General features: G+C 60.4%; 21 protein-coding genes. 17 read left to right on the top strand and 4 right to left on the bottom strand.

The window, feature by feature from the left end; translation table 11 throughout:
• Positions 1-97: 97 nt before the first annotated feature.
• Complete coding sequence (gene ompR, locus NDJ82_RS19370) at positions 98-838, bottom strand: osmolarity response regulator transcription factor OmpR (protein WP_191947048.1); 741 nt, start codon at positions 836-838, stop codon at positions 98-100.
• 357 nt (positions 839-1,195) lie between these two features.
• On the opposite strand from ompR, the gene NDJ82_RS19365 reads away from it, so the two are divergent.
• The 9 genes from NDJ82_RS19365 (at position 1,196) to NDJ82_RS19325 (ending at position 11,409) form a co-directional block, all read left to right on the top strand.
• Positions 1,196-3,532: a Tex family protein gene (locus NDJ82_RS19365; protein WP_112192948.1), complete on the top strand. Its 2,337-nt coding sequence runs from the start codon at positions 1,196-1,198 to the stop codon at positions 3,530-3,532.
• Positions 3,532-3,915 (top strand): PaaI family thioesterase, encoded by a 384-nt coding sequence (locus tag NDJ82_RS19360; RefSeq protein WP_099584401.1) that lies wholly within the window; start codon positions 3,532-3,534, stop codon positions 3,913-3,915. Before NDJ82_RS19365 ends, NDJ82_RS19360 begins: the two co-directional genes overlap by 1 nt.
• Positions 3,916-4,130: 215 nt before the next feature.
• Entirely contained in the window at positions 4,131-5,714 is a 1,584-nt protein-coding gene (gshA, locus tag NDJ82_RS19355) for a glutamate--cysteine ligase (RefSeq protein ID WP_250926102.1), read from the top strand.
• A 251-nt stretch (positions 5,715-5,965) separates the two neighbouring features.
• Entirely contained in the window at positions 5,966-6,943 is a 978-nt protein-coding gene (gene tauA / locus NDJ82_RS19350) for a taurine ABC transporter substrate-binding protein (RefSeq protein ID WP_099584399.1), read from the top strand.
• 18 nt (positions 6,944-6,961) lie between these two features.
• Entirely contained in the window at positions 6,962-7,741 is a 780-nt protein-coding gene (gene tauB / locus NDJ82_RS19345) for a taurine ABC transporter ATP-binding subunit (RefSeq protein WP_250926101.1), read from the top strand.
• Positions 7,738-8,565, top strand: coding sequence for a taurine ABC transporter permease TauC (gene tauC, locus NDJ82_RS19340; protein ID WP_158876620.1), 828 nt, complete (start codon positions 7,738-7,740; stop codon positions 8,563-8,565). The genes tauB and tauC overlap by 4 nt, the downstream gene beginning before the upstream one ends.
• 14 nt (positions 8,566-8,579) lie before the next feature.
• A complete protein-coding gene (gene tauD, locus NDJ82_RS19335; protein ID WP_099584396.1) occupies positions 8,580-9,416 on the top strand; it encodes a taurine dioxygenase in 837 nt (278 codons plus the stop codon).
• A 109-nt stretch (positions 9,417-9,525) separates the two neighbouring features.
• The gene (locus NDJ82_RS19330; protein WP_158876614.1) at positions 9,526-10,203 is read left to right on the top strand and encodes a hypothetical protein; all 678 of its coding nucleotides are present in this window, start codon (positions 9,526-9,528) and stop codon (positions 10,201-10,203) included.
• A 3-nt stretch (positions 10,204-10,206) separates the two neighbouring features.
• The gene (locus tag NDJ82_RS19325; RefSeq protein ID WP_158876612.1) at positions 10,207-11,409 is read left to right on the top strand and encodes a helix-turn-helix domain-containing protein; all 1,203 of its coding nucleotides are present in this window, start codon (positions 10,207-10,209) and stop codon (positions 11,407-11,409) included.
• A 62-nt stretch (positions 11,410-11,471) separates the two neighbouring features.
• Here NDJ82_RS19325 and mgrA read toward each other — a convergent pair whose 3' ends face one another.
• From mgrA to epsC, 3 genes are all read right to left on the bottom strand, one after another.
• Positions 11,472-12,509 carry an L-glyceraldehyde 3-phosphate reductase gene (gene mgrA / locus NDJ82_RS19320; RefSeq protein WP_010214105.1) on the bottom strand — a complete coding sequence of 346 codons (1,038 nt, stop codon included), beginning with the start codon at positions 12,507-12,509 and terminating at the stop codon, positions 11,472-11,474.
• A 135-nt stretch (positions 12,510-12,644) separates the two neighbouring features.
• Positions 12,645-14,606, bottom strand: a complete 1,962-nt coding sequence (gene betT / locus NDJ82_RS19315; protein ID WP_177411588.1) for a choline transporter BetT — start codon at positions 14,604-14,606, stop codon at positions 12,645-12,647.
• A gap of 322 nt (positions 14,607-14,928) precedes the next feature.
• Positions 14,929-15,855, bottom strand: coding sequence for a serine O-acetyltransferase EpsC (epsC, locus tag NDJ82_RS19310; RefSeq protein ID WP_099584393.1), 927 nt, complete (start codon positions 15,853-15,855; stop codon positions 14,929-14,931).
• A gap of 166 nt (positions 15,856-16,021) precedes the next feature.
• Between epsC and NDJ82_RS19305 the strand changes: the two genes are divergently transcribed.
• The 8 genes from NDJ82_RS19305 (at position 16,022) to NDJ82_RS19270 (ending at position 24,602) form a co-directional block, all read left to right on the top strand.
• On the top strand, positions 16,022-17,017 hold the full coding sequence (locus tag NDJ82_RS19305; protein ID WP_158876604.1) for a D-cysteine desulfhydrase: 996 nt from the start codon (positions 16,022-16,024) through the stop codon (positions 17,015-17,017).
• Positions 17,018-17,297: 280 nt separating this feature from the next.
• Positions 17,298-18,092, top strand: a complete 795-nt coding sequence (tcyJ, locus tag NDJ82_RS19300; RefSeq protein ID WP_099584391.1) for a cystine ABC transporter substrate-binding protein — start codon at positions 17,298-17,300, stop codon at positions 18,090-18,092.
• Positions 18,092-18,757, top strand: a complete 666-nt coding sequence (tcyL, locus tag NDJ82_RS19295) for a cystine ABC transporter permease (protein ID WP_099584390.1) — start codon at positions 18,092-18,094, stop codon at positions 18,755-18,757. Before tcyJ ends, tcyL begins: the two co-directional genes overlap by 1 nt.
• A 3-nt stretch (positions 18,758-18,760) precedes the next feature.
• Positions 18,761-19,507 (top strand): L-cystine ABC transporter ATP-binding protein TcyN, encoded by a 747-nt coding sequence (gene tcyN, locus NDJ82_RS19290; protein ID WP_099584389.1) that lies wholly within the window; start codon positions 18,761-18,763, stop codon positions 19,505-19,507.
• Positions 19,508-19,824: 317 nt separating this feature from the next.
• A complete protein-coding gene (locus tag NDJ82_RS19285) occupies positions 19,825-20,601 on the top strand; it encodes a hypothetical protein (RefSeq protein WP_250926100.1) in 777 nt (258 codons plus the stop codon).
• A 187-nt stretch (positions 20,602-20,788) separates the two neighbouring features.
• Positions 20,789-22,030 carry an SfnB family sulfur acquisition oxidoreductase gene (locus NDJ82_RS19280; protein WP_250926099.1) on the top strand — a complete coding sequence of 414 codons (1,242 nt, stop codon included), beginning with the start codon at positions 20,789-20,791 and terminating at the stop codon, positions 22,028-22,030.
• Positions 22,031-22,056: 26 nt separating this feature from the next.
• Positions 22,057-23,250, top strand: a complete 1,194-nt coding sequence (locus tag NDJ82_RS19275; RefSeq protein WP_158876599.1) for an SfnB family sulfur acquisition oxidoreductase — start codon at positions 22,057-22,059, stop codon at positions 23,248-23,250.
• Positions 23,250-24,602: an LLM class flavin-dependent oxidoreductase gene (locus NDJ82_RS19270; protein WP_250926098.1), complete on the top strand. Its 1,353-nt coding sequence runs from the start codon at positions 23,250-23,252 to the stop codon at positions 24,600-24,602. Before NDJ82_RS19275 ends, NDJ82_RS19270 begins: the two co-directional genes overlap by 1 nt.
• Positions 24,603-24,667 lie beyond the last annotated feature (65 nt).

Raw genomic sequence — 24,667 nt, 5'->3', positions numbered from 1 at the left:
TGCAGGAACGAACGGCGCTCGCAGAATTGCAGACGCCGGGCATCCCGTCGACCCTCACGGAGTCAAACGCCAGAATGCCCGCCGTGCAAATCATCGATCACTTGGTGGCGGTGCCATCCGGCACGAACACATAGCCCACACCCCAAACCGTCTGGATGTACCGTGGTTTGGACGGGTCCGGCTCGATCATCCGGCGCAGACGGGAAATCTGCACGTCGATGGAGCGCTCCAGGGCGTCCCACTCCCGACCCCGGGCCAGGTTCATCAGCTTGTCGCGGGTCAGCGGCTGACGCGCGTTCATCACCAGGGCCTTGAGCACTGCGAATTCGCCAGTGGTGAGCATGTGCACTTCGTCGCCACGCTTGAGCTCGCGGGTGGCCAGCGACAGTTCGTAGTCGCCAAAGGTAACGCTTTCATCTTCGCTGCCCGGCGCGCCCGGTACTGGCAGTGCCTGACGGCGCAATACGGCCTTGACCCGCGCCATCAACTCATCCGGGTTGAAGGGTTTGGCCAGGTAGTCATCGGCGCCCAGTTCGAGGCCCTTGATGCGGCTCAGCTCATCGCCCTTGGCAGTGAGCATGATGATTGGAATCTGATTGTTCGCGCCGCGCAGGCGCTTGCAAGCGGTCAGACCGTCTTCGCCAGGCAGCATCAGATCGAGTACGACCAGATTGAAGACTTCGCGCCCCAGCAGGCGATCCATCTGCTCGGTGTTTGGCACCGCGCGGGCACGGTAGCCCTTGGAATTGAAGAATCGCTCCAGCAGGCTGCTCAGCCCCGGATCGTCATCTACGATGAGAATTTTTTCGCCTTCAGCAGTTTGTGCAGTGCTGCTCATTGGATGCTCCTCTTATCTCGGCGCGCATTATGGCCTAGCTGCCGTTATACGCACCGTGTGCATTGTTAGCAGATTTTTCCTCGACTGCCAGCAAACCCGCGCCGTACAACCACTGGCGCAGTAGCCCTCAAGGACAGAACGCTGGTTATAATGCGGCGCCTCCGTGCAGGGCAATGTCAGATCGTTACCGTTTACTGCCGGGGCTTTTTTTACCCGCTTGCGGTGATTTTTTCGATTTCGAGGGTCAATAGGCAGCCTCTTGACCCAGGCAGCGGCGCCCGTCAGGCCGCTCAACCAGCCGCGCAAGGCCTTGTTTTCCGGGCCTGCGAGCTGCTTCTAAGAATTTCAGGTGGATTTATGGACAGCATCAACAGCCGCATCGCCGAAGAACTCGGTGTACGCCCCCAACAGGTCGAAGCGGCCGTCGCTCTACTGGATGAAGGCTCCACGGTGCCCTTCATCGCCCGTTACCGAAAAGAAGTGACCGGCAGCCTCGACGACATCCAACTGCGTCACCTGGAAGAGCGCCTGCGCTACCTGCGAGAACTCGACGAACGGCGTATCAGTATCCTCGCCAGCATCGAGGAACAGGGCAAGCTGACCCCACAGCTTGAGCGCGACATCAAGCTCGCCGACACCAAGACCCGCCTTGAAGACCTCTACCTGCCCTACAAACAAAAGCGTCGTACCAAGGGCCAGATCGCCCTCGAAGCCGGCCTGGGCGAGCTGGCCGACGGCTTGTTCAACGACCCGTCGCTGACCCCGGACACCGAAGCTGCTCGCTTTATCGATGCCGAAAAAGGCGTCGCCGACGTCAAGGCCGCCCTCGAAGGCGCCAAGTACATCCTCATGGAGCGCTTCGCCGAAAACGCCAGCCTCCTGGAAAAACTGCGTACGTACCTCAAGCAGGAAGCCACCCTCAGTGCTCGCGTCATCGCCGGCAAAGAGGAAGAAGGCGCCAAGTTCCGCGATTACTTCGAACACGATGAGCCGCTCAAGAGCATGCCGTCCCACCGTGCCCTGGCGATTTTCCGTGGCCGCAACGAAGGCATTCTCAGCTCCGCGCTCAAAGTCGGCGACGAGCTGCCGGGCAGCATGCACCCGTGCGAAGGCATGATCGGTCAACAATTCGGCATCCAGAATCAGAATCGTCCTGCGGATAAGTGGCTCGGCGAAGTGGTGCGCTGGACCTGGAAGGTCAAGCTCTACACCCACCTGGAAACCGACCTGCTGGGCGAATTGCGTGATGGCGCCGAAACCGAAGCCATCAACGTGTTCGCCCACAACCTGCACGACCTGCTGCTGGCCGCCCCGGCCGGCCCGCGCGCCACCCTGGGCCTTGACCCTGGCCTGCGCACCGGCTGCAAGGTCGCGGTGGTCGACGCCACCGGCAAGCTGCTGGATCACGCCACGGTTTACCCGCACGTGCCGCATAACAAGTGGGACCAGACGCTCGCGATCCTCGCCGCCCTGTGCGCCAAGCACGCGGTGGACCTGATCGCCATCGGCAACGGCACCGCCAGCCGTGAAACCGACAAGCTGGCCGCCGAGCTGATCAAAAAATACCCAGCCATGAAGATGACCAAGGTCATGGTCTCGGAGGCAGGGGCTTCGGTGTACTCGGCGTCGGAGCTGGCGTCCAAGGAATTCCCGGACCTCGACGTGTCGATCCGTGGCGCCGTGTCCATTGCCCGCCGCCTGCAGGATCCACTGGCCGAGCTGGTGAAAATCGACCCTAAATCCATCGGTGTCGGCCAGTACCAGCACGATGTGTCACAGCTGAAACTGGCGCGTGGCCTGGATGCGGTGGTGGAAGACTGCGTAAACAAGGTCGGCGTGGATGTAAACACTGCCTCGGTCGCGCTGTTGGCACGTATTTCCGGCCTGAACACCACCCTGGCGCAGAATATCGTCACTCACCGTGACGAGAACGGAGCGTTCAAAACCCGCGCCGCGCTGAAAAAGGTCGCACGCCTAGGTGAGAAAACCTTCGAACAAGCCGCTGGTTTCCTACGCGTAATGAACGGTGACAATCCGCTGGATTCGTCGGCCGTTCACCCGGAAGCGTATCCACTGGTCCAACGCATTGCCGCCGAAACCGACCGCGACATCCGCTCGCTGATTGGCGACGCCGCGTTCCTCAAGCGCCTGGACCCCAAGAAGTACACTGACGAAACCTTCGGCGTACCGACCATCACCGACATCCTGCAAGAACTGGAAAAACCCGGCCGCGACCCCCGCCCGGAGTTCAAGACCGCCGAGTTCCAGGACGGCGTCGAAGACCTCAAGGACCTGCAACTGGGCATGATCCTCGAAGGTGTCGTCACCAACGTGACCAACTTCGGCGCATTTGTGGATATCGGCGTGCATCAGGACGGTTTGGTGCATATCTCCGCGCTTTCGGAGAAATTCATCAAGGACCCACGCGAAGCGGTGAAAGCCGGTGATGTGGTCAAGGTCAAAGTCATGGAAGTCGACATTCCACGCAAACGCGTCGGCCTGTCGATGCGCATGAGCGACACCCCCGGCGAGAAAATCGACGGCGCCCGTGGCGCACGCCCAGGCTCGGCACCGCGCCAGTCGCAGAACCGCTCCGAAAGCAGTCAACCGCGCAAGGAAACCGCAACTGCAGCGCCAAGCAACAACGCCATGGCCTCGCTGTTCGCCAACGCCAAGCAGTTGAAGAAACGCTGATGGAAATCCCGGCCGGTTTGACTCAGAGCGCGTTCAGCGAACTGATCGGCTGCCGCCTGCAACACCTTGAAGAAGGCGTTGCACAGGTGGCCCTGACCCTGGAGCCGCACTTGCGCAACCGTGCGGGCAAGCTCCATGGCGGGGCGATTTTCAGCCTGGTGGACATCACCATGGGCCTGGCCTGTTCCAGCAGCCATGGTTTTGACCAGCAGAGCGCGACCATCGAGTGCAAGATCAACTACATCCGCGCCGTGGAAGACGGGGATGTGCTGTGCACCGGCCGGGTGATTCACGCCGGCCGGCGCACGTTGGTGGTCGAAGCCGATGTGTATCAGGACGAAAGACTTGTCGCAAAAGCACAGGGCACCTTCGCTGTCCTATAGCTCCCCACCCTCGATTTGAGTTAATTTCGGCGCTGCGATAACGGCGTCGGAATTTTCCCGCTGCGCTATGGCCCAATTCATGGAGTGAAGTAGGCTTTATTTACCGCGGGTCAAATAGACTCAAAACCAGGCGATCACGCCAGTTTTAACTTCACCCTTGTAGACCGTCCTGCCCACCCCCATATTGGGGCGACTGACGCGTGAAGGAATCCAACTTGAGCGAACTTCTCAACCGCCGCCTGGCTCTGCTCGGCAAGCGCGAACACCTCTCCCTGCTAGAGCAGTGCCTGCATGGCATCGAGCGTGAATGCCTACGTGTCACCGGTGAAGGTCGCCTGGCGCAAACGCCGCACCCGGAAGCCCTGGGCGCCGCGTTGACCAATGAATTGATCACCACCGACTACTCGGAATCGCTGCTGGAGTTCATCACCCCAGCCCTGCCCAACCCGGCCGACACCCTGAGCAGCCTGGACAAGATCCACCGATTTGCCTACACCAAGCTGGGCAGCGAATACCTGTGGAGCCCTTCGATGCCGTGCCCGTTGCCGGCCGAGGAAGATATTCCGATTGCCTACTACGGCACCTCCAATATCGGACAGCTCAAATATGTGTACCGCAAGGGCCTGGCCCTGCGGTACGGCAAGACCATGCAGTGCATCGCCGGCATCCACTACAACTTTTCCCTGCCGGAACAGTTGTGGCCCTTGCTCAAGGAGACTGAAGGATTCGTCGGCACCGACCGCGACTACCAGTCCACGGCCTATATCGCGCTGATCCGCAATTTCCGCCGTTACAGCTGGCTGCTGATGTACCTGTTCGGTGCCTCGCCGGCCCTGGACGCAGGTTTCCTGCGCGGTCGCTCGCACCAGTTGGAAGTGCTCGACGCCGACACCCTGTACCTGCCCTACGCCACCAGCCTGCGCATGAGCGACCTGGGTTACCAGAGCAACGCCCAAGCCGGGCTTACGCCGTGCTACAACGACTTGGCGAGCTACACCGACAGCCTGCGTGAAGCGGTGGCAACGCCCTACGCGCCATACGTCGAAATCGGCACGCACAAGGACGGTGAGTGGGTGCAGCTCAACACCAACATCCTGCAGATCGAAAACGAGTACTACTCCAACATCCGCCCCAAGCGCGTGACCTACACCGGCGAACGGCCGATCCAGGCGCTGGTGGCCCGTGGCATCCAGTACATCGAAGTGCGCTGCCTGGACATCAACCCGTTCCTGCCGATGGGCATCGATCTGCCGGAGTCGCGCTTCCTCGACGCATTCCTGCTGTACTGCGCGCTGAACGACAGCCCGTTGTTCGCCAACACTGCGTGCGGCAATGCCACCGCCAACTTCCTCAGCGTGGTCAAGGAAGGTCGCCGTCCAGGCCTGCAATTGCAGCGCGACGGCGCGACGGTGGACATGAAGGAATGGGCCACCGAACTGCTGGAGAAGATTGCACCGCTGGCCGCCCTGCTCGATCAGAGCCACGGTATCAGCGAGCACAGCCAGGCGCTGGACGCCCAACTGGCGAAAATCAACGACCCGTCGTTGACGCCGTCGGCCCAGGTGCTGGCAGCGATGGCCGAGCGCAAAGAGACTTTTGCGCAGTTCTCCCTGCACCAGAGCCAGCTGCATGCCGAGTATTTCCGCCAGGAGCCACTGGCTGCCGAGGAACAGACGCGGTTTGAAGAACTGGCGCGTAAATCGCTGGCACAGCAGGCGGAGCTGGAGCAGAACGAAGTGGGCGATTTTGATGTGTTTGTCGGGGCGTACCAGGCGAGTATCCTGGCCATCAGCAACTGACTGAAGCCGAATCTGGCTCGACATGTGGGAGGGGGCTTGCCCCCGATTGCAGTGGGTCAGCTACACATTAGCTGGCAGCTCCACCGCTATCGGGGGCAAGCCCCCTCCCACATTTGCCTTCACTTGACTGAAAACCCGCTGCAGCTGTTCTCCACATAAGCTAATTCGAAAATGTTATTTATTTTCGGATTCTTAGATCATTTAGTCTCCTCACACGCCGACCCTCGGCCGCCTGATTGAGGAGCTTCCCCTTGAAACTGCTTACCCCTCTGCGCCTCTTGGCCGCATTGTCACTGGCCGGTGCCAGCCTGTTTGCCCAGGCGGCGGATGTGACCATCGCTTATCAGACCACCGTAGACCCGGCCAAAGTCGCCCAGGCCGACGGTGCGTATGAAAAAGCCACCAACGCCAAGATCGACTGGCGCAAATTCGACAACGGCGCCGATATCATTGCCGCCATCGCTTCCGGCGACGTGCAGATCGGCTACCTCGGTTCCAGCCCGCTGACCGCAGCGATCACACGCAAAGTTCCAGTGCAAACCTTCCTCGTCGCCACCCAGATCGGCGGCGCCGAAGCCTTGGTGGCGCGCAATGGCTCCGGGATCAACAGCCCCCAGGACCTGATCGGCAAGAAAATCGCCGTGCCTTTCGTCTCCACCGGCCACTACAGCCTGCTGGCCGCGCTGAAGCACTGGAACATCGACCCAGCCAAAGTGACCATCCTCAACCTTGCGCCACCGGCGATCATCGCCGCCTGGAAGCGCGGTGACATCGACGCCACCTACGTCTGGGACCCGGCGTTGGGCGTGGCCAAGGAAAACGGCAAAGTGCTGATCACCTCCGGCGAATTGGCCAAGTTCGGTGCGCCAACCTTCGATGCGTGGATCGTGCGTAAGGATTTTGCCGAGAAGCACCCGGAAATCGTCACGGCCTTCGCCAAAGTCACTCTGGATGCCTACTCCGCCTACCGCAAAGACCCACAAGCCTGGCTCGCCGACAAAGGCAACGTCGACAAACTGGTGAAGCTTTCCGGCGCAAAAGCCAGCGATATTCCGCTGCTGCTGCAAGGCAACGTCTACCCGTTGGCCGCGGACCAGGTGACCCTGCTCGGCGCACCGACCACCAAGGCCGTGACCGATACCGCTGCGTTCCTCAAGGAACAAGGCAAGGTCGACGCCGTGCTGCCGGACTACGCCCCTTACGTCAGCGCCAAGTTCATCACTAACTGATTCAAGGAGTTCATCGCGATGGCCTTGCTACAACTGGAGCGCATCAGCGCACAGTACCCAGGTGCCCCGGAACCGGTACTGGCGGATATTTCACTCGAACTGGGCCCCCAGCAATTGCTGGTGGCCCTCGGCCCGTCCGGCAGTGGCAAGACCTCGCTGTTGAACCTGATTGCCGGTTTTGTCGAGCCTTCTGCCGGGCGCATCACCCTTGATGGCGTGCCGGTCAAAGGCCCCAGCGCCGAGCGCGGCGTGGTGTTCCAGGACGATGCATTGCTGCCCTGGCAGGATGTGCTGGCCAATGTCGGCTTTGGCCTCGAACTGGCCGGGGTACCCAAGGCGCAACGCGAAGTACGTGCCCGGGAAATGCTCGCGCTGGTGGATCTGGCGGGTTTCGACAGCCGCCGTATCTGGCAGCTCTCCGGCGGCCAGAAGCAACGTGTCGGCCTGGCGCGTGCCTTGGCGGCAGACCCACGTGTGTTGTTGATGGACGAACCCTTCGGCGCCCTCGATGCCTTTACCCGCGAACAGATGCAGGAGTTATTGCTGCAAGTCTGGCGGCGCACGGCCAAGCCGGTGTTCCTGATCACCCATGACATCGAAGAAGCCGTGTTCCTCGCCACTGATCTGATCCTGCTGGCGCCCAACCCCGGCCAGATCGTCGAACGCCTGCGCCTGGACTTCGGCCAACGCTACGCGGCCGGCGAATCGGCGCGGGCGATCAAGTCCGACCCGCGTTTTATCGAGACCCGCGAACACGTGCTGGGCAAAGTGTTCTCGCAACGGCAGGTGTCCGCATGAGCAGCTACGAACTCCCCGCCACCGCCATCAAGCCGGTGCTGATTCCGGTGCGCCGCAGTCTGAGTACGCGCTGGATCAGCCTGCTGACGCTAATCGCGTTACTGGCAATTTGGTGGGCCGTGACCGCCACCGGCTTGATCGAACCACTGTTCCTGCCGCCGCCATCCGCCGTGTTGCAAAAGGGCTGGTTGCTGGCCACCACGGGCTACATGGACTCCACCTTGTGGCAGCACCTGGGCGCGAGCCTCAGCCGCATCGGCCTGGGCCTGGGCTTTGCGGTGCTGACCGCCGTGCCGGTGGGCATCGCCATCGGCTCCAACCGCATTGCCCGTGGGATTCTCGACCCGCTGATCGAGTTCTACCGGCCGATTCCGCCTTTGGCCTACCTGCCGCTGATCGTGATCTGGTGCGGCATCGGCGAGCTGTCCAAAGTGCTGCTGATTTACCTGGCGATCTTTGCACCGATTGCCATCGCCACCGCGACGGGGGTGCGCACCGTCGACCCGGCCAAGCTGCGCGCTGCGCAGTCGCTGGGCGCTACCCGCGCCCAACTGATCCGCCATGTGATCCTGCCCAGCGCCCTGCCCGATATCCTCACCGGCGTGCGCATCGGCCTGGGTGTGGGCTGGTCCACCTTGGTCGCTGCCGAGCTGATCGCGGCCACCAGCGGCCTGGGTTTTATGGTGCAGTCGGCGGCGCAGTTCCTGGTCACCGATGTGGTGGTGCTGGGGATTCTGGTCATCGCCCTGATCGCTTTCGCCATGGAAATGGGCCTGCGCGCCCTGCAGCGTAAATTAGTGCCTTGGCATGGCCAGGCACACTGAGTGATGAGAATTAAATGAGCCGCCTGACCGTTACGCCATTAAGCACCGCCTTGGGCGCCCAGATCAGTGGCGTCGATATCACCCTGCCTCTGAACCTCGAACAGCGCGACGCCATCGAACAGGCGCTGCTGACTCACTCGGTGCTGTTCTTCCGCGACCAGGCCATCACCCCGCAACAACAGGCGCGGTTCGCGGCGAATTTCGGCGACCTGCACATTCACCCGATCTACCCCAACGTGCCGGAACAGCCCGAAGTGCTGATCCTCGACACCGCCGTCACCGACGTGCGCGACAACGCCGTATGGCACACCGACGTGACCTTCCTGCCCACCCCGGCGCTCGGCGCGGTGCTCAGTGCCAAACTGTTGCCTGCGTTTGGCGGCGACACGTTGTGGGCCAGTGGGATTGCGGCGTATGAGGCGTTGTCCGAGCCGTTGAAGGTGCTGCTCAATGGGTTGACCGCGACTCACGACTTCACCAAATCCTTCCCGCTGGAGCGCTTCGGCAACACCGCAGAAGACCTGTTGCGCTGGGAAGAAACCCGCAAAAAGAACCCGCCGTTGTCACACCCGGTGGTGCGTACGCATCCGGTGAGCGGGCGCAAATCGCTGTTTGTCAGCGATGGTTTCACGACCAAAATAAACGAACTGGAACCGGCCGAGAGTGAAGCGATTCTCAAGCTGCTGTTCGCCCACGCGACGCGCCCGGAATTCACCATTCGCTGGCGCTGGCAGGAGAATGACGTGGCGTTCTGGGACAACCGCGTGACCCAGCATTACGCGGTGGATGACTACCGGCCACAACGGCGGGTGATGCACCGGGCGACGATTCTGGGGGATGTGCCGTTCTAACATCCTCTAAAAAAAACGATCAGTGGCTGGATAAAAAACCAGTCCCTTACTTCCATAACGAAGAAATATGGAGTAAAAATCCGCTTACCGAATATTGAGTGGTGATTACGTGGTCACACAACAAGAAATCCAAGGGTTCATCCGTGCACAGGTAAATAAAGAATTTTTCGAGGAGCTTGGAGTTTTACTTCCTCAAACCTTCCAAAAAGCCTTGAAAGAAACTCAAGAGCTGCTGATTTATACTCCCCATGAAGATTTGCGAGGGCACTTACGGCATTCGCTAGTCCAAGAGTCCCTGGCTGGAATGAAGCGGTGGAATCCGATAATCAAGTCAACAGATCCGAAGGGGCACAATTATGTGCTGCTTGAGCTCGGCTCACTGAGAATCACGGCGGTGGTGCTTCCTTGGCAGAAGGAAATCCGCGATGCAAAACACCGAAGCGAACTCAAAACGTTAAATGAATCCCTTGCAGACACCCAAATGGACTGGATCGATGGGCTCAAACATACCGTAGCCGAACAATTGATTCATGCGCTTGTCGTAGTCCATGCACCTCCAACTCGCTCAGAGGATCAGTCAGAGCCACGCGCAATCATGATGGCCGTACCGTACTTCAACGGTAAGGGCTTCCACATGAATTGCACATTTGAGGATTTGCTTCAAAGCTATTCTGATACTGAGGCGGTTCAGCAGAAACCAGTTGAGTTGGTGAAATTGCGAGATAAGATGCGCCGCGCCGAAGAAACCGAAGACCAAGCTGATGATGAGCAAAACGCCAAGAGGTAGACCATGAGAACGGGAGTCGCGGGCTTTCAGTCAGAGCGCCTCAAGCAATTGCGCCTTGCGTTTGGGATGACGCAAACCACTCTCGCCGAGATGGTGGGGCGCGCCTCTGGCAACGTTTCAAAATGGGAGAATGGGCTTCAGGTCCCAGAGGCCGACGCCTTCCGGCGCTTATGCGAAGTTTTCGGGGTCAGCGAAAACTGGTTACTTGAGGAACAGTTCACAACTGGCGAGAACACTCCATTTTTCTTTCGATCGCAGGTCAGCACTACGACCAGCGCACGGGAAATAGCGGAAGTACGCTTGGAGTGGCTTCAAGAAATCTCTTACAAACTGCAAGAAAGCCTTGAATTTATTGAAGTCAATGTGCCGCATTTAGAAGAGCATAATTGCGAACTGATTTCTGACGAAGAAATCGAACAGATGGCCAGTAAATGCCGTCAAACCTGGGGACTAGGGATAGCTCCGATCTCCAATGTCGTTCACGTATTGGAGAGTGCAGGTATTGTCTGTGCTCGGACCACACTCGGGCACCTGAAAATGGATGGCGTTTCGAATTGGTACGAGTTGGACCAACGGCCATATGTTTTACTTGTCGCGGATAAGGCAAACGGGATCAGAAATCGCTTTGATGCGGCCCATGAGCTCGGACATATCGTTCTGCATAGGTACATATCCAAAGAGCAGTACGACACGAATTACGCACTTCTTGAAACTCAAGCTCATCGATTTGCAAGCGCCTTTTTACTGCCCCCAGAAAGCTTTCTGCGAGAAGTCCGTTGGCCGACACTGGATACGTTGCTAGCTCTGAAACCACGCTGGAAAGTCTCAGTAGCCGCAATGGTGAGGCGTTGTTTAGATCTAGAAATAATCAACGACACCACAACCACCAGACTATGGAAGGCCAGATCTGCCAGGGGATGGGTAAAGGGAGAGCCTATGGACAGCGATTTTGACTTCGAAAAGCCCCAACTGATCGCGCGAGGAGTGAAAATGCTTGTTGAAAACAACGTGCTTTCGCGATCTCAGCTAAGGCAGGTGCTCGGGTTGCCACTACACATTCTAGAAAACCTTTGTAGCTTGGACGAAGGTTATTTCAACCTCCCGGACAAGTCGCAAGTAGTAGATATACAGTTGAGAAAGCGATCTACACGCGAAACTTTTTTCAACGAAACGGCAGAAATACTCGGTTTCCCGAACAAAAAGTAACAAAATCAGCAGCCCGTTCTTCTTGCAAGCCCTCCCTCTACAGGAAGGGCTTGCTTTCAATGCTATTCAGCGGTGGACGGCTTTTCCCACAAGTTAATCCCACCTTCCTGCGCAAACCGATCGATCTCCGCCAGTTCTTCCGCGCTGAAACTCAAGTTCTTCAGCGCACCAACGTTCTCGATAATCTGCTCCGGCCGGCTCGCGCCGATCAGCGCGCTGGTGACCCGTGGATCACGCAGCGTCCAGGCCAGTGCCAGTTGCGCCAGGCTCTGGCCACGACGCTGGGCGATTTCGTTCAGCGCACGTACGTGGGCGATGTTGGCTTCGGACAAGTGCTTGGCCTGCAACGAACCACCGCCTGGACGATTGACCCGTGCATCCGCTGGCACGCCATTGAGGTATTTGTCGGTCAACAAACCCTGGGCCAGTGGCGTGAAAGCGATCACGCCGGCGCCGAGTTCTTCGGTGGTATCCAGCAGGTCTTTTTCTACCCAGCGGTTGAGCAGGTTGTAGGCCGGCTGGTGGATCAGCAGCGGCACTTTCCACTCCTTGAGCAGCGCCGCGATTTCACGGGTTTTCACCCCGGAATACGACGAGATACCGATGTACAACGCCTTGCCTTGTTGCACGGCGGTGGCGAGGGCGCTGGCGGTTTCTTCCAGCGGGGTGTCGGCGTCAAAACGGTGGGAGTAGAAAATGTCCACGTAGTCGACGCCCAGGCGTTGCAGGCTCTGGTCAAGGCTGGCCAGCACGTATTTGCGCGAGCCGCCGCCCTGGCCGTAAGGGCCGGGCCACATGTCCCAACCGGCCTTGCTGGAGATGATCAATTCGTCGCGGTAATGCTTGAAGTCTTCGCGCAGCAAACGGCCGAAATTGATCTCGGCGCTGCCATAGGGCGGGCCGTAGTTGTTAGCCAGGTCGAAGTGGTTTATCCCCAGGTCAAACGCGGTGCGCAACAGGGCGCGCTGGGTGTCGATCGGGGTGCTGTCGCCAAAGTTGTGCCACAGCCCCAGGGACAGTGCGGGCAGCACCAGTCCACTGCGGCCTACGCGGCGATACGGGATAGATTCATAGCGGTTTTCGGCAGCAATGTACGTCATCGAATCCTCTCTGGGCTTAGGGCAAATAAGGCCTGGGAATAAGGTTATTCCCAGGCCTTTTAACCAGCTGAATCGCTTAAGTCTGCCCTTTCGTTTTACAGCAAATGGCTGCCCGAATGGAACGACAAGATCACCTCAACGCACCAGGTGCAGGAACTGCAAATGCCGCTCGTACTGGTCGAGGATGTCGTTGATGATCTGCTCTTTGGTATAGCCCACCAGATCGTAGTCCTGGCTGCCCTCGCTCAAGTGAACTTCCGCCCGGTAATAGCGGCGGTTGTTGATCTCTTTGGAGCCCATGCCGCCACGGGCGAACGACGGCGTGAAGTAGCCGCGCATCTGCACCTGGTAGATGAAAGGATGTTCCTCGCCATGGCCGATCTCCAGGCTGACGCTGTCGTTGGACGGATCCGGCTGGGTCACCACCGAGAGGCCCTTCTCGACAAACACTGCCGTCACTTCTTCAATCGCCGGGCGCACCGTCGACTCAAGGAAGCGGTACACCTCATCCCTCGATGGGAAATGCACCGCCTGGCTCAAGCGCTGGCGCCAGCCGCCCTTGCCTTTGCGTGAAGCCGAGATCGGCGCCAACGAATGCAACTGTGCGATCTGCTTTTGCGATTCGAGGTAGAACGCCTTGTGCAGCCCCCACATCATCAGCAGCAGGATCAGCGAGAACGGCAGTGAGGTCAGTACCACCGCTGATTTCAGCGAGTCGATACTGCCGGCAAACAGCAAGGCACTGGTGACCAGCGCCGTCATCGCGCCCCAGAACACCCGCAGCCATTTGGGCCCGTCTTCATCGGCATTGCCGCCCTTGGACGACAGGGTCGACAAGACCACCGTGCCCGAATCGGCCGAGGTGACGAAAAACACAAAGCTGATAAACACCGTTACCGCGATTACGGTTTTGCTCCACGGATAGGTTTCCAGCAGCAGGTAGAGGCTCATCGACGGGTCATCGATGGCCGACTGACCGAGCGCGGCCATGCCGTGGTTGAGCACTTGGTCGATGGCGCTGTTACCGAAAATCGACATCCATGCCAGGGTGAAGCCCAGCGGGATCAGCAGCACGCCGAACACGAATTCGCGAATGGTACGGCCACGGGAAATCCGTGCGATAAACAGGCCCACGAACGGCGACCATGCGATCCACCAGGCCCAGTAGAACACCGTCCAACCGCCCAGCCAGTCGCTCGGTTTGTCGTAGGCGTAGACGTCGAAACTCTTGGTCGGCAGCGCGCCGAGGTAATCGCCGATGTTCTGGATCAGGGTGTTGAGCAAATGCTGGGTCGGCCCGGCAAACAACACGAAAAGCAGCAGCGCGCAGGCCAGCAGCATGTTGATGTCGGACATCACCCGCACGCCTTTATCGACGCCGGCTACTGCGACCAGAATCGCCGCGCCCATCATCAACGTGATCAGGCCAACCTGAATCCACTGGGTGTGGGCGATGCCGAACAGATAATCGAGGCCAGAGTTAAGGTGCAACACACCAAAGCCCATGTCGGCGCCAAGACCGAACACCGTAGCGATGATGCCGAAGCCATCCACCGCATAGCCGATGGGGCCGTTGATGCGCTTGCCGATCAGCGGGTACAGCGCCGAGCGCAACGCCAGCGGCAGGTTATGCCGGTAGGCGAAATACGCCAGCGCCATGCCGACAAACGCGAACACGCCCCAGCCGTGCAGGCCCCAGTGCAGAAACAGAATCTGCATGGCCTGACGCGCCGCATCGGCGTTCATCGGCGCGCCTTGTGGCGGCTGCACCAGGTGCGTCAGGGGTTCGGATACGCAGAAGAAAAACAGCGTGATGCTGATGCCGGCCGCGAACAGCATGCCGGCCCAGGACAGGTAACTGAATTCGGGCTCGTCGTGGTCGGCACCGAGTTTTATCTTGCCGTAGCCCGATAGCGCGGTGACCACCACGAAGACCAGATACAGGGTCATCGCCAGCATGTAGTACCAGCCGACCGTATTGGCCGCCCAGTTTTGCGCCGCCAGCAGCCAGGCACCGGCCTGTTGCGGGATAGCGATGACAGTGATGCCGAACAGCAGGATGAAGGTCGCGGCGAAATAGAAAACCGGCGCATTCATGCGCACTTGGCCGCTGGCAGGGGTGGACGATGCACTCATGAACGATGCACCCCGAGGTTGAAGGATGTGGCTGTAAATAACGGACTCAGCAAAGGTAAGCCTCCTGTTGTGAGCGGGCAGCGAACCACCGGGTTTAACTTGAACGAGCGTTCAAGTTAAACATGAATAGGCGGTCCGGGACTAATCGCAGGGCTGAGTGGTATGACGGGTGAGCAAAGGAAATCGTTCAGCGACTGCTGACTGAAACACGGCCTTCGTGTGGAATGCCGTCAAAATGTGGGAGGGGGCTTGCCCCCTCCCACAGGTGACCGGTGCAGGTTCTCTACTTTTGCGCCCCATCATCATGCTGCAGATTCGCCTGGGTGATGTTCGCCTCAGCCGGCACACTGCGCGTCAGCCACACATTGCCGCCAATGGTCGAACCCTTGCCAATGGTGATTCGCCCCAGGATCGTCGCCCCGGCGTAGATCACCACATCGTCCTCGACGATCGGATGACGCGGATGGCCCTTCTGCAACTGCCCGTCTTCATCCGCCGGGAAGCGCTTGGCGCCCAACGTCACGGCCTGGTAGATACGCACCCGCTCGCCGATGATCGCGGTTTCGCCAATCACCACACCCGTCCCATGGTCGATAAAGAAACTCGGGCCGATCTGTGCGCCGGGGTGAATGTCGATGCCGGTGGCCGAGTGAGCGATTTCCGCGCTGATCCGCGCCAGCAGCGGCAAACCGGCGCGGTACAGGTGGTGGGCCAGGCGATGGTGAATCACCGCCAAAATCCCCGGGTAGCACAGCAACACCTCATCCACACTGCGCGCGGCCGGGTCGCCGTGGTAGGCGGCGAGTACGTCGGTGTCCAGCAGGCTGCGCAGGGACGGCAAGGCCAGGGCGAAATCCTGGATCAGGCGGATGGCGTGGGCATCAATCTGGCTGTCGTCCTGGCCGCCCTGCCGCGCGGCATAACGCAGCTCCAGGCGTGCCTGGGCAAGCAACGCATTCAGCGCGACGTCGAGGGTATGGCCGACGTAGAAGTCTTCACTTTCTTCACGCAGATCCGCCGGCCCCAGGCGCATCGGGAACAGTGCGCCGCACAAAGCTTCGAGGATCTGCGCAACGGCTTCTCGGGACGGCAACTCGCGGCCGCCATGCTCGCCGCTCAAGCGACCATTGCGCGTTCGCCACGCGTCTCGGGCACCGCGCAACTGGCTGACGATGGTCTGTAATTGCCAATGGCTGGAACGCTCACTCACGGTATTCACTCCTGACGTAATGGCAATCACTTTACGGTATGCACCTCGGCCGCCCTTAAGAACCAATGGTGTGATGCTAAGAACCATCGGGCATAAGCGATTGACGGTTGCCCGATGAAAAGTGCCTGCCTATAGTCGCTTTATCCCTTAGCCACCGTGCGTAGCCATGATCAAGCAACAGCTCGACCGTTTTAACCGCCTGGACCTGCTCGGCGGCGCCACCGCCCTGGAAAAACTCGAACGGCTGTCGACCTGGTTGGGACGTGACATCTACGTCAAGCGCGACGACACCACGCCACTGGCCATGGGCGGCAATAAGCTGCGCAAACTCGAATACCTCGCGGCCGACGCCATCGCCCAGGGCGCAGACACGCTGGTGACGGCTGGCGCTATCCAGTCCAACCACGTACGCCAGACCGCCGCCCTCGCCGCCAAACTCGGCCTGGGCTGCGTCGCGCTGCTGGAAAACCCCACCGGCACCGACGACCCCAACTACCTCGGCAACGGCAACCGCCTGCTGCTGGAACTGTTCGACGCTAAAGTTGAGTTGGTGGAAAACCTCGATAACGTCGACGACCAACTCAACGCCCTCGCCGATCGCCTGCGCAGCAGCGGCAAGAAGCCGTACCTGGTGCCCATCGGCGGCTCCAATGCCCTCGGCGCCCTGGGTTATGTGCGCGCCGGCCTGGAACTGGCCGCGCAGATCGAAGACAGCGGCATCGAATTCGCCGCCGTGGTGTTGGCTTCCGGCAGTGCCGGTACCCACAGCGGCCTGGCCCTGGCGTTGAGCGAAGCGCTGCCGAATCTGCCGGTGGTGGGCATCACCGTGTCGCGCACCGACGAAGCCCAGCGCCCGAAAGTGCAGGGGCTGGCCGAGCGCACGGCCGAGTTGCTGGGTGTGGATATCCCCGAAGCGTTCAAGGTAATCCTGTGGGACGAATACTTCGGCCCGCGCTATGGCGAACCGAACGCCGGCACCTTGGCCGCGATCAAACTGTTGGCCAGCCAGGAAGGCCTGCTGTTGGACCCGGTCTATACGGGCAAGGCCATGGCCGGTCTGCTGGACGGCATCGGGCGTCAACGCTTTGAAGATGGGCCAATCATTTTCCTGCACACCGGTGGGGCGCCGGCATTGTTTGCTTATGACTCGGTTTTCAACTGAATAAACGCGGGCTATAGGTGGGAGGGGGCTTGCCCCCCGATTGCGGTCGATCGGTAACAAATATGCTGGCTGACCCGACGGCATCGGGGGCAAGCCCCCTCCCACACTGGATCCAACTTATATTCAAAAATGGAATATGAATTAAGATTTTTATTATTTTCAAGTCTTAAAACCTGCCTTTATCATCGCGCCGAAGGCGAAGACGCGCTTCGCGCTTTAAGGCAGGATACGACTACTGCGTCATCTGCTTCGCTCACCATAAAAAACACAGGGGCTCTTCATGACTATTTCCGTATTCCGTCGCACCTTGCTGGTCGGCACTTTGGGTCTGGCGCTCGGCGCCGGGCTGCTGGGCCAAGCGGTTGCCGGCGAGCAACTGGGCAACATCAAAAAGGCCGGCGAGATCAAGATCGGCCTGGAAGGCACCTACCCACCGTTCAGCTTCGTCGATGAAAGCGGCAAGCTCAGCGGTTTCGAAGTCGAGCTGTCCGAAGCTCTGGCCAAGGAGCTGGGCGTCAAGGTCAAGCTGCAGGCCACGCCATGGGACGGCATCCTCGCTGCCCTGGAATCCAAGCGCCTGGACGCTGTGGTCAATCAGGTGACCATCTCTGAAGAGCGCAAGAAGAAGTACGATTTCTCCACGCCTTACACCGTCTCCGGTATCCAGGCGCTGGTGCTCAAGAAGAACGTCGACAGCATCAAGACCGCTGACGACCTGGCCGGCAAAAAAGTCGGTGTCGGCCTGGGCACCAACTACGAACAATGGCTCAAGGACAATCAACCCAAAGCCATCATCAAGACCTATAACGATGACCCAACCAAATTCCAGGACCTGAACGTCGGCCGTATCGACGCCATCCTGATCGACCGCCTGGCCGCCCTGGAATACGCCAAGAAAGCCCCGAAAACCGCCGCTGCCGGCGATGCCTTCTCCCGCCAGGAATCCGGTATCGCCCTGCGCAAAGGCGAGCCTGAATTGCTGGAAGCGGTGAACAAGGCCCTCGACAAGCTGCGCGCCGACGGCACCTTGAAGAAGCTGTCCGAGAAGTACTTCAACGCTGACGTCACTCAATAATGGAGGCAAGTCTCCAACTCGCGCTGGACTCCGCGCCCTTTCTGCTCAAGGGCGCGTATTACACGGTGATCCTCAGCCTCGGCGGCATGTTTTTCGGCTTGCTGCTGGGCTTCGGCCTGGCGTTGATGCGCCTGTCGCGCTTCAAGCTGCTGAGCTGGACTGCCCGCGTCTACGTGTCGTTCTTTCGCGGCACGCCCTTGCTGGTACAGCTGTTCTTGATCTACTACGGCTTGCCGCAAGTGGGTATCGAGCTGGATCCGATCCCGGCCGCCATGATCGGCTTTTCGCTGAACATGGCCGCCTACGCCTGTGAAATCCTGCGGGCCGCCATCGCGTCTATCGAGCGTGGCCAGTGGGAAGCCGCGGCCAGTATCGGCATGACCCGCGCGCAGACCCTGCGCCGGGCCATCCTGCCGCAAGCGATGCGCACTGCGTTGCCGCCGCTGGGCAACAGTTTTATTTCGCTGGTCAAGGACACGGCGCTGGCCGCCACCATCCAGGTGCCGGAGCTGTTTCGCCAGGCGCAACTGGTGTCGGCGCGTACCTTTGAAATTTTCACCATGTATCTGTCCGCCGCCCTGATCTACTGGGTACTGGCGAGCATCCTGGCGCATTTCCAAAACCGTCTGGAAGACCGGGTCAACCGGCATGACCTGGAGTCTTGAAGCATGATCGTGGTTGAAAAACTGACCAAACAATTCAACGGTCAGGTGGTGCTCAACGGTATCGACCTTGAGGTCAAGGAAGGCGAAGTCGTCGCCATCATCGGCCCCAGCGGTTCCGGCAAGACCACCTTCCTGCGCTGCCTGAATTTCCTTGAGGAACCCACCAGCGGCCGTATCAAGGTGGGCGACATCCAGATCGACGGCAGCAAACCGCTCAACCAGCAGCAAGGCCTGGTGCGGCGCCTGCGTCAACACGTGGGTTTTGTGTTCCAGAACTTCAACCTGTTCCCCCATCGCACAGCGCTGGAAAACGTCATCGAAGGGCCCTGCGTGGTCAAGAAGATGCCACGCGAAGATGCTGTTGCCCTCGGGCGCAAGCTGCTGACCAGGGTTGGCTTGGCGGGCAAGGAAGACGCCTACCCACGGCGCCTGTCCGGTGGCCAGCAACAGCGCGTGGCGATTGCCCGTGCGTTGGCCATGGAGCCGGAAGTGATTCTGTTCGACGAGCCAACCTCGGCCCTCGACCCGGAGCTGGTGGGTGAAGTGCTGGCGACCATCCGCAGCCTGGCTGAAGAGAATCGCACCATGGTCATCGTCACCCACGAAATGAGCTTTGCCCGAGACGTGGCCAACCGTGTGATCTTTTTCGACAAGGGCGTGATCGTGGAGCAAGGCGAAGCCAAGGCGTTGTTTGCCAACCCCAGGGAAGAACGCACCCGACAGTTCCTGAGCAAGTTTTTGGCTCACTGACGCGCGCCTGAATATGGAGAGGCAGATCGCTTCCTCTCCATCATTTGAATTCCTACAGGAAGTCCGCGCGCACACCGGTAAAACACCCCCGCTCTCGCCCCTTAAAACACCCCGCCCAGTCAGACCCATCTGAATATCCCCAAACCCGCCGTTTAGCCTTTTGCCGCCATTGACGCTCCCTGGCCAACCCTCTTATCTAAGGCCCAGAGGATTGGATCCTATCCCGGCTACTCACTGAATCGTTCCTTTCAGCCCCCCTGCGCACCCGCGCCAAAGGGCTGGAACGATTGCTGCTGGCTGCATCAAGGAGATTACTTATGACGCGCATCGCAACCCCGGCACGGCTCATCGCCCCGACGCTGCCCCAGGCCCTTCGACACGGCATCAATGCCTTGGCAGCCACACAGCTGCTGGTGGATATCGCGCCCTACCCCGGCATGGATGAAGGCGACCTGATCGAACTGTTCTGGAACAACTGCTTTGCGGCCTCACGGCGGGTGACCGCGTGCAAGGTCGGCATGCCCACTCGCCTGCGGGTTCCGGAAAGTTTTGTGCAGGAGGGTATCGCCCAGGTTCATTACCAGGTCATGCAGATCGGCCGCGCCCCGGCACGCTCGGCCATGGCGCACCTGCGCGTGAAAACTACGCCTCCGGGAGGCCTGCCCTGCGCACTCTACAGCGATGAAAACCAGAACCTGGCCCCGGTCGGCCTGCCAGAAACCATTCGCCGCTATGGCGTCAACGCCAGCCAGGTACGGCGGGGGATCCCGCTGACCATCGAGCCTTATCTGAACATGACCACAGGCGACGCCATCACCCTGCGCTGGGGCGACGTGCGCCTGGACCTGCCGAAGATCCAGCCCAAGGCCGTCGGCCACGCGGTACAGGTGTGGGTGCCGTCGACGTTGATTGTCGAGGCCGGTGACGACAGCCGCCTGGAAGTGACCTACTGCATTCTGGACCGTGTCGGCAATAATTCGCGCTGGGCGCCAGCCCGCACGTTACGCATTGCCGCCTGCGCGCCAACCCGCCCGGCCGGCGCCGCGCCGGTCTATCAACCCCGCCCGCTCGGCTCACCCTGCGAACCTGGGTGACTGCCCTTCTATGCATATTCCCAAAAGTTAGTTTATTTAAATATTTAACACGCTTAGGGTATATACACCGGACCACCGGACCTCTTTGATTTTTCTGTTTTCATTTCATTGAATGCGAGGTCGGTATGGTCAGAATTACCCCGGTGCGCAACGCCAGGGCATTACGTGCAGCCAAGGAGCGGCGCTGATGTCTAACTTGGCTCTAACACCCCCCCAACGCGATCTGGACGTGGCCCCGCTGCTGTTGCCGGCCGCCGTGCTGCGCAACGACGCCCAAGCGCTGAACGCCGCCCACGAGCTGGCCCAGGCCGCGCGCCTGCAAGCCGCCACGCGCGACCAGCAACGCAAGCTGCCATGGGCGCAGCTCGAACAGTTCACCCGCAGCGGGCTGGGCAGTATTTCCATTCCCCGCGAGTACGGCGGCCCGCAAGTGTCCTTCGTGACCCTGGCCGACGTGTTCGCGATCATCAGCGCGGCAGACCCGGCCCTGGGACAGATCCCGCAAAACCATTTCGGCATCCTGCACCTGTTGCAGGGCGCGGCCACCGAGCGCCAGAAAAAGCAGCTGTTCCAGAGCGTGCTCGACGGCTGGCGCATCGGTAACGGCGGCCCGGAGCGGGGCACCAGGAACACCCTGGAACTCAAGGCACGCATCACCGCCAAGGGCGACGGTTACGTGATCAGCGGCCAGAAGTTTTACTCCACCGGTGCGTTGTTTGCCCACTGGGTAGCGATCAAGGCGCTGAACGACGACGGCAAGCAAGTCATGGCATTCGTGCGCCGGGGCACCGAAGGGCTGCGCATCGTCGATGATTGGTCCGGCTTCGGCCAACGCACCACCGCCAGCGGCACCGTAGTGCTGGACCAGGTGCCGGTCGATGCCGACCTCGTGGTCGAAAACTGGCGCATCGGCGACAGCCCGAACATCCAGGGCGCCGTGTCGCAATTGATCCAGGCGGCCATCGACGCCGGCATCGCCCGTGGCGCCCTTGATGACACCGTCGCTTTCGTTTGCGAACGCTCGCGCCCCTGGATCGACGCCAAGGTCGAACGCGCCAGCGATGACCTGTATGTGATCGCCGACATCGGCAGGCTGAAGATCGAACTGCACGCCGCCGAAGCGCTGCTGCGCAAGGCCGGCCAGGTGCTGGACCAGGTCAGCGCCGCGCCGATCACCGCGCAGTCTGCCGCACGCGCCTCAATCGCCGTGGCCGAGGCCAAAGTGTTGACCACCGAAGTGTCGCTGCTGGTCAGCGAGAAGCTCTTCGAACTGGCCGGCAGCCGCGCCACCCTCGCCGAGTTCAACCTCGACCGGCATTGGCGCAACGCGCGCGTGCACACGCTGCACGACCCGGTGCGCTGGAAGTATCACGCCATCGGCGCCTATCGCCTGAACGGCACGTTACCCGCTCGTCACTCCTGGATTTAACCGACCAGACCTCTGGAGAAATACGCATGACCCTTTCTCATCACGTCGCGGTGATCACCAGCGATGAACAAGCCCTTATTGTCGCCAGCGACCTGGCCGAAGACTTTCGCCGTGACAGCATCCTGCGCGACCGTGAGCGCCGCCTGCCCTTGCCCGAGCTGGACGTGTTCTCGCGCTCCGGCCTGTGGGGCATCAGCGTGCCCAAGGCGTACGGCGGCGCCGGTGTATCCAACGTCACCCTGGCCAAGGTCATCGCGCTGATCGCCCAGGCCGACGCCTCCCTGGGCCAGATCCCGCAGAACCACTTCTACGCCCTGGAAGTGCTGCGTGTGAACGGCAGCCCGGCGCAGCAACAGCGCCTGTACGCCGAAGTCCTTGCCGGCCAGCGCTTCGGCAACGCACTGGCCGAACTGGGCACCAAGACCGCTCACGACCGCGTCACAAGCATCACCCGCGACGGCGACGGTTTTCGCATCACTGGCCGCAAGTTCTACTCAACCGGTGCGATTTACGCGCAACGCATCCCGACGTCGGTGGTGGATGAGCACGGCGTGCAGCAACTGGCGTTTGTCCCGCGCGACAGCGAAGGCCTGAGTGTGATCGACGACTGGAGCGGCTTTGGCCAGCGCACCACCGGCAGCGGCTCGGTGGTGTTCGACAACGTGTGGGTCGCCGCCCAGGACGTAATCCCGTTCCAGAGCGCCTTCGAACGCCCGACAACGGTCGGCCCGCTGGCGCAGATCCTTCACGCCGCCATCGACACCGGCATCGCCCGCGCCGCCTTTGAGGATGCGCTGCACTTTGTGCGCACCAAGACCCGCCCGTGGATCGATTCCGGCAACGACAAAGCGACTGAAGACCCGTTGACGCTCAAGAGCTTCGGCCACTTGAGCGTCCGCCTCCATGCCGCCGAAGCACTGCTGGAACGCTCGGGCGAATACCTCGACCGCGCCCAGGCCGACACCACTGCCGATACCGTCGCCGCCGCCTCGATTGCGGTGGCCGAAGTGCGCGCCTTGAGCACCGAAATTTCCCTCGCCGCCGGCAGCACGCTGTTCGAACTCGCCGGCAGCCAGGCGACCCTGGCCGAACACGGCCTCGACCGCCACTGGCGCAACGCACGGGTGCACACCCTGCACGACCCGGTGCGCTGGAAGTATCACGCGGTGGGCAATTACTACCTCAACGATGAAAACCCGCCACTGCGGGGGACCATTTGATGGCAAAGAAAAAAATCCTGCTCAATGCCTTCAACATGAACTGCATCGGGCACATCAACCACGGTCTGTGGACCCATCCACGGGATACGTCCACCCAGTACAAGACCATCGAGTACTGGACTGAGTTGGCGCAAACCCTGGAGCGTGGGCTGTTCGACGGTTTGTTTATCGCCGATATCGTCGGCGTGTACGACGTCTACCAACACTCCATCGACGTACCGCTCAAGGAGTCGATCCAACTGCCGGTCAACGACCCGTTGCTGCTGGTCTCGGCGATGGCGGCCGTCACCAGAAACCTGGGCTTCGGCCTCACCGCCAACCTGACGTATGAGCCGCCGTATCTGTTTGCCCGACGCATGTCCACACTCGATCACCTGAGCCGTGGCCGGGTGGGCTGGAACATTGTCACCGGCTACCTCGACAGCGCCGCCAAGGCCATGGGCCTTACCGAGCAGGTCGAGCACGACCGCCGCTACGACCAGGCCGATGAGTACCTGGAGGTGCTGTACAAACTTTGGGAAGGCAGTTGGGAAGACGACGCGGTGATCAACGACCCGGCGCAACGGATCTACGCGCAGCCGGGCAAGGTGCACAAGGTCGAGCACCACGGCGAGTTCTATCAGGTTGAGGGTTATCACCTGTGCGAACCGTCGCCACAGCGCACGCCGGTGTTGTTCCAGGCTGGCAGTTCGGACCGTGGCTTGCTGTTCGCCGGTCGCCATGCCGAGTGCGTGTTTATCAGCGGGCAGAACAAAGCGTCGACCAAAGCCCAGGTCGACAAGGTGCGCGCCAGCGCGGTCGGGGCCGGACGCAATCCGGATGACATCAAGGTATTCATGGGCCTCAACGTGATCGTCGGCGCTACCGAAGAGCTGGCCTGGGCCAAACACGCCGAATACCTGAGCTACGCCAGCGCAGAGGCCGGCGTGGCGCACTTCTCGGCGTCCACCGCGATTGATTTTGCCGAGTACGAACTGGACGAACCGATCCAGTACGTGAAGAGCAATGCCATCCAGTCAGCCACCAAAAACCTGCAGAACAACGACTGGACCCGGCGCAAATTGCTGGAGCAGCACGCCTTGGGCGGGCGCTACATCACCTTGGTGGGTTCGCCGGAGCAGGTGGCGGATGAGCTGGAATCCTGGATCGGCGAAACCGGGTTGGATGGGTTCAACCTGACGCGGATTGTGACGCCGGAGAGCTATGTGGACTTTATCGATCTGGTGGTGCCGGAGTTGCAGCGAAGGGGCTCGTACAAGACCGCTTATGAGACCGGAACGCTGCGCGAAAAAGTCTTCCACGCCAGTGCTCGCCTACCCGAACAACACACCGGTTCCACATACCGCCACTGAACAAAAAAATGTGAGAGAGGGCAAGCCGCCTCCCACATTGGATCTGCACTGTTTGCACTAATACC

The sequence above is a fragment of the Pseudomonas sp. SR18 genome, assembly GCF_023701505.1.
GTDB lineage: Bacteria > Pseudomonadota > Gammaproteobacteria > Pseudomonadales > Pseudomonadaceae > Aquipseudomonas > Aquipseudomonas cyclaminis.
The sequence above is the reverse complement of the archived record's forward strand: the minus strand, read 5'-3'. Positions and strand labels throughout refer to the sequence as shown.

Bases quoted from the DNA above. Each gene is read 5' to 3' on its own strand.
- ompR (WP_191947048.1), bottom strand. From the start codon at position 838: ATGAGCAGCACTGCACAAACTGCTGAAGGCGAAAAAATTCTCATCGTA.
- NDJ82_RS19365 (WP_112192948.1), top strand. From the start codon at position 1,196: ATGGACAGCATCAACAGCCGCATCGCCGAAGAACTCGGTGTACGCCCC.
- NDJ82_RS19360 (WP_099584401.1), top strand. From the start codon at position 3,532: ATGGAAATCCCGGCCGGTTTGACTCAGAGCGCGTTCAGCGAACTGATC.
- tauB (WP_250926101.1), top strand. From the start codon at position 6,962: ATGGCCTTGCTACAACTGGAGCGCATCAGCGCACAGTACCCAGGTGCC.
- tauC (WP_158876620.1), top strand. From the start codon at position 7,738: ATGAGCAGCTACGAACTCCCCGCCACCGCCATCAAGCCGGTGCTGATT.
- tauD (WP_099584396.1), top strand. From the start codon at position 8,580: ATGAGCCGCCTGACCGTTACGCCATTAAGCACCGCCTTGGGCGCCCAG.
- NDJ82_RS19325 (WP_158876612.1), top strand. From the start codon at position 10,207: ATGAGAACGGGAGTCGCGGGCTTTCAGTCAGAGCGCCTCAAGCAATTG.
- mgrA (WP_010214105.1), bottom strand. From the start codon at position 12,509: ATGACGTACATTGCTGCCGAAAACCGCTATGAATCTATCCCGTATCGC.
- betT (WP_177411588.1), bottom strand. From the start codon at position 14,606: ATGAATGCGCCGGTTTTCTATTTCGCCGCGACCTTCATCCTGCTGTTC.
- NDJ82_RS19305 (WP_158876604.1), top strand. From the start codon at position 16,022: ATGATCAAGCAACAGCTCGACCGTTTTAACCGCCTGGACCTGCTCGGC.
- tcyJ (WP_099584391.1), top strand. From the start codon at position 17,298: ATGACTATTTCCGTATTCCGTCGCACCTTGCTGGTCGGCACTTTGGGT.
- tcyL (WP_099584390.1), top strand. From the start codon at position 18,092: ATGGAGGCAAGTCTCCAACTCGCGCTGGACTCCGCGCCCTTTCTGCTC.
- tcyN (WP_099584389.1), top strand. From the start codon at position 18,761: ATGATCGTGGTTGAAAAACTGACCAAACAATTCAACGGTCAGGTGGTG.
- NDJ82_RS19285 (WP_250926100.1), top strand. From the start codon at position 19,825: ATGACGCGCATCGCAACCCCGGCACGGCTCATCGCCCCGACGCTGCCC.
- NDJ82_RS19280 (WP_250926099.1), top strand. From the start codon at position 20,789: ATGTCTAACTTGGCTCTAACACCCCCCCAACGCGATCTGGACGTGGCC.
- NDJ82_RS19275 (WP_158876599.1), top strand. From the start codon at position 22,057: ATGACCCTTTCTCATCACGTCGCGGTGATCACCAGCGATGAACAAGCC.
- NDJ82_RS19270 (WP_250926098.1), top strand. From the start codon at position 23,250: ATGGCAAAGAAAAAAATCCTGCTCAATGCCTTCAACATGAACTGCATC.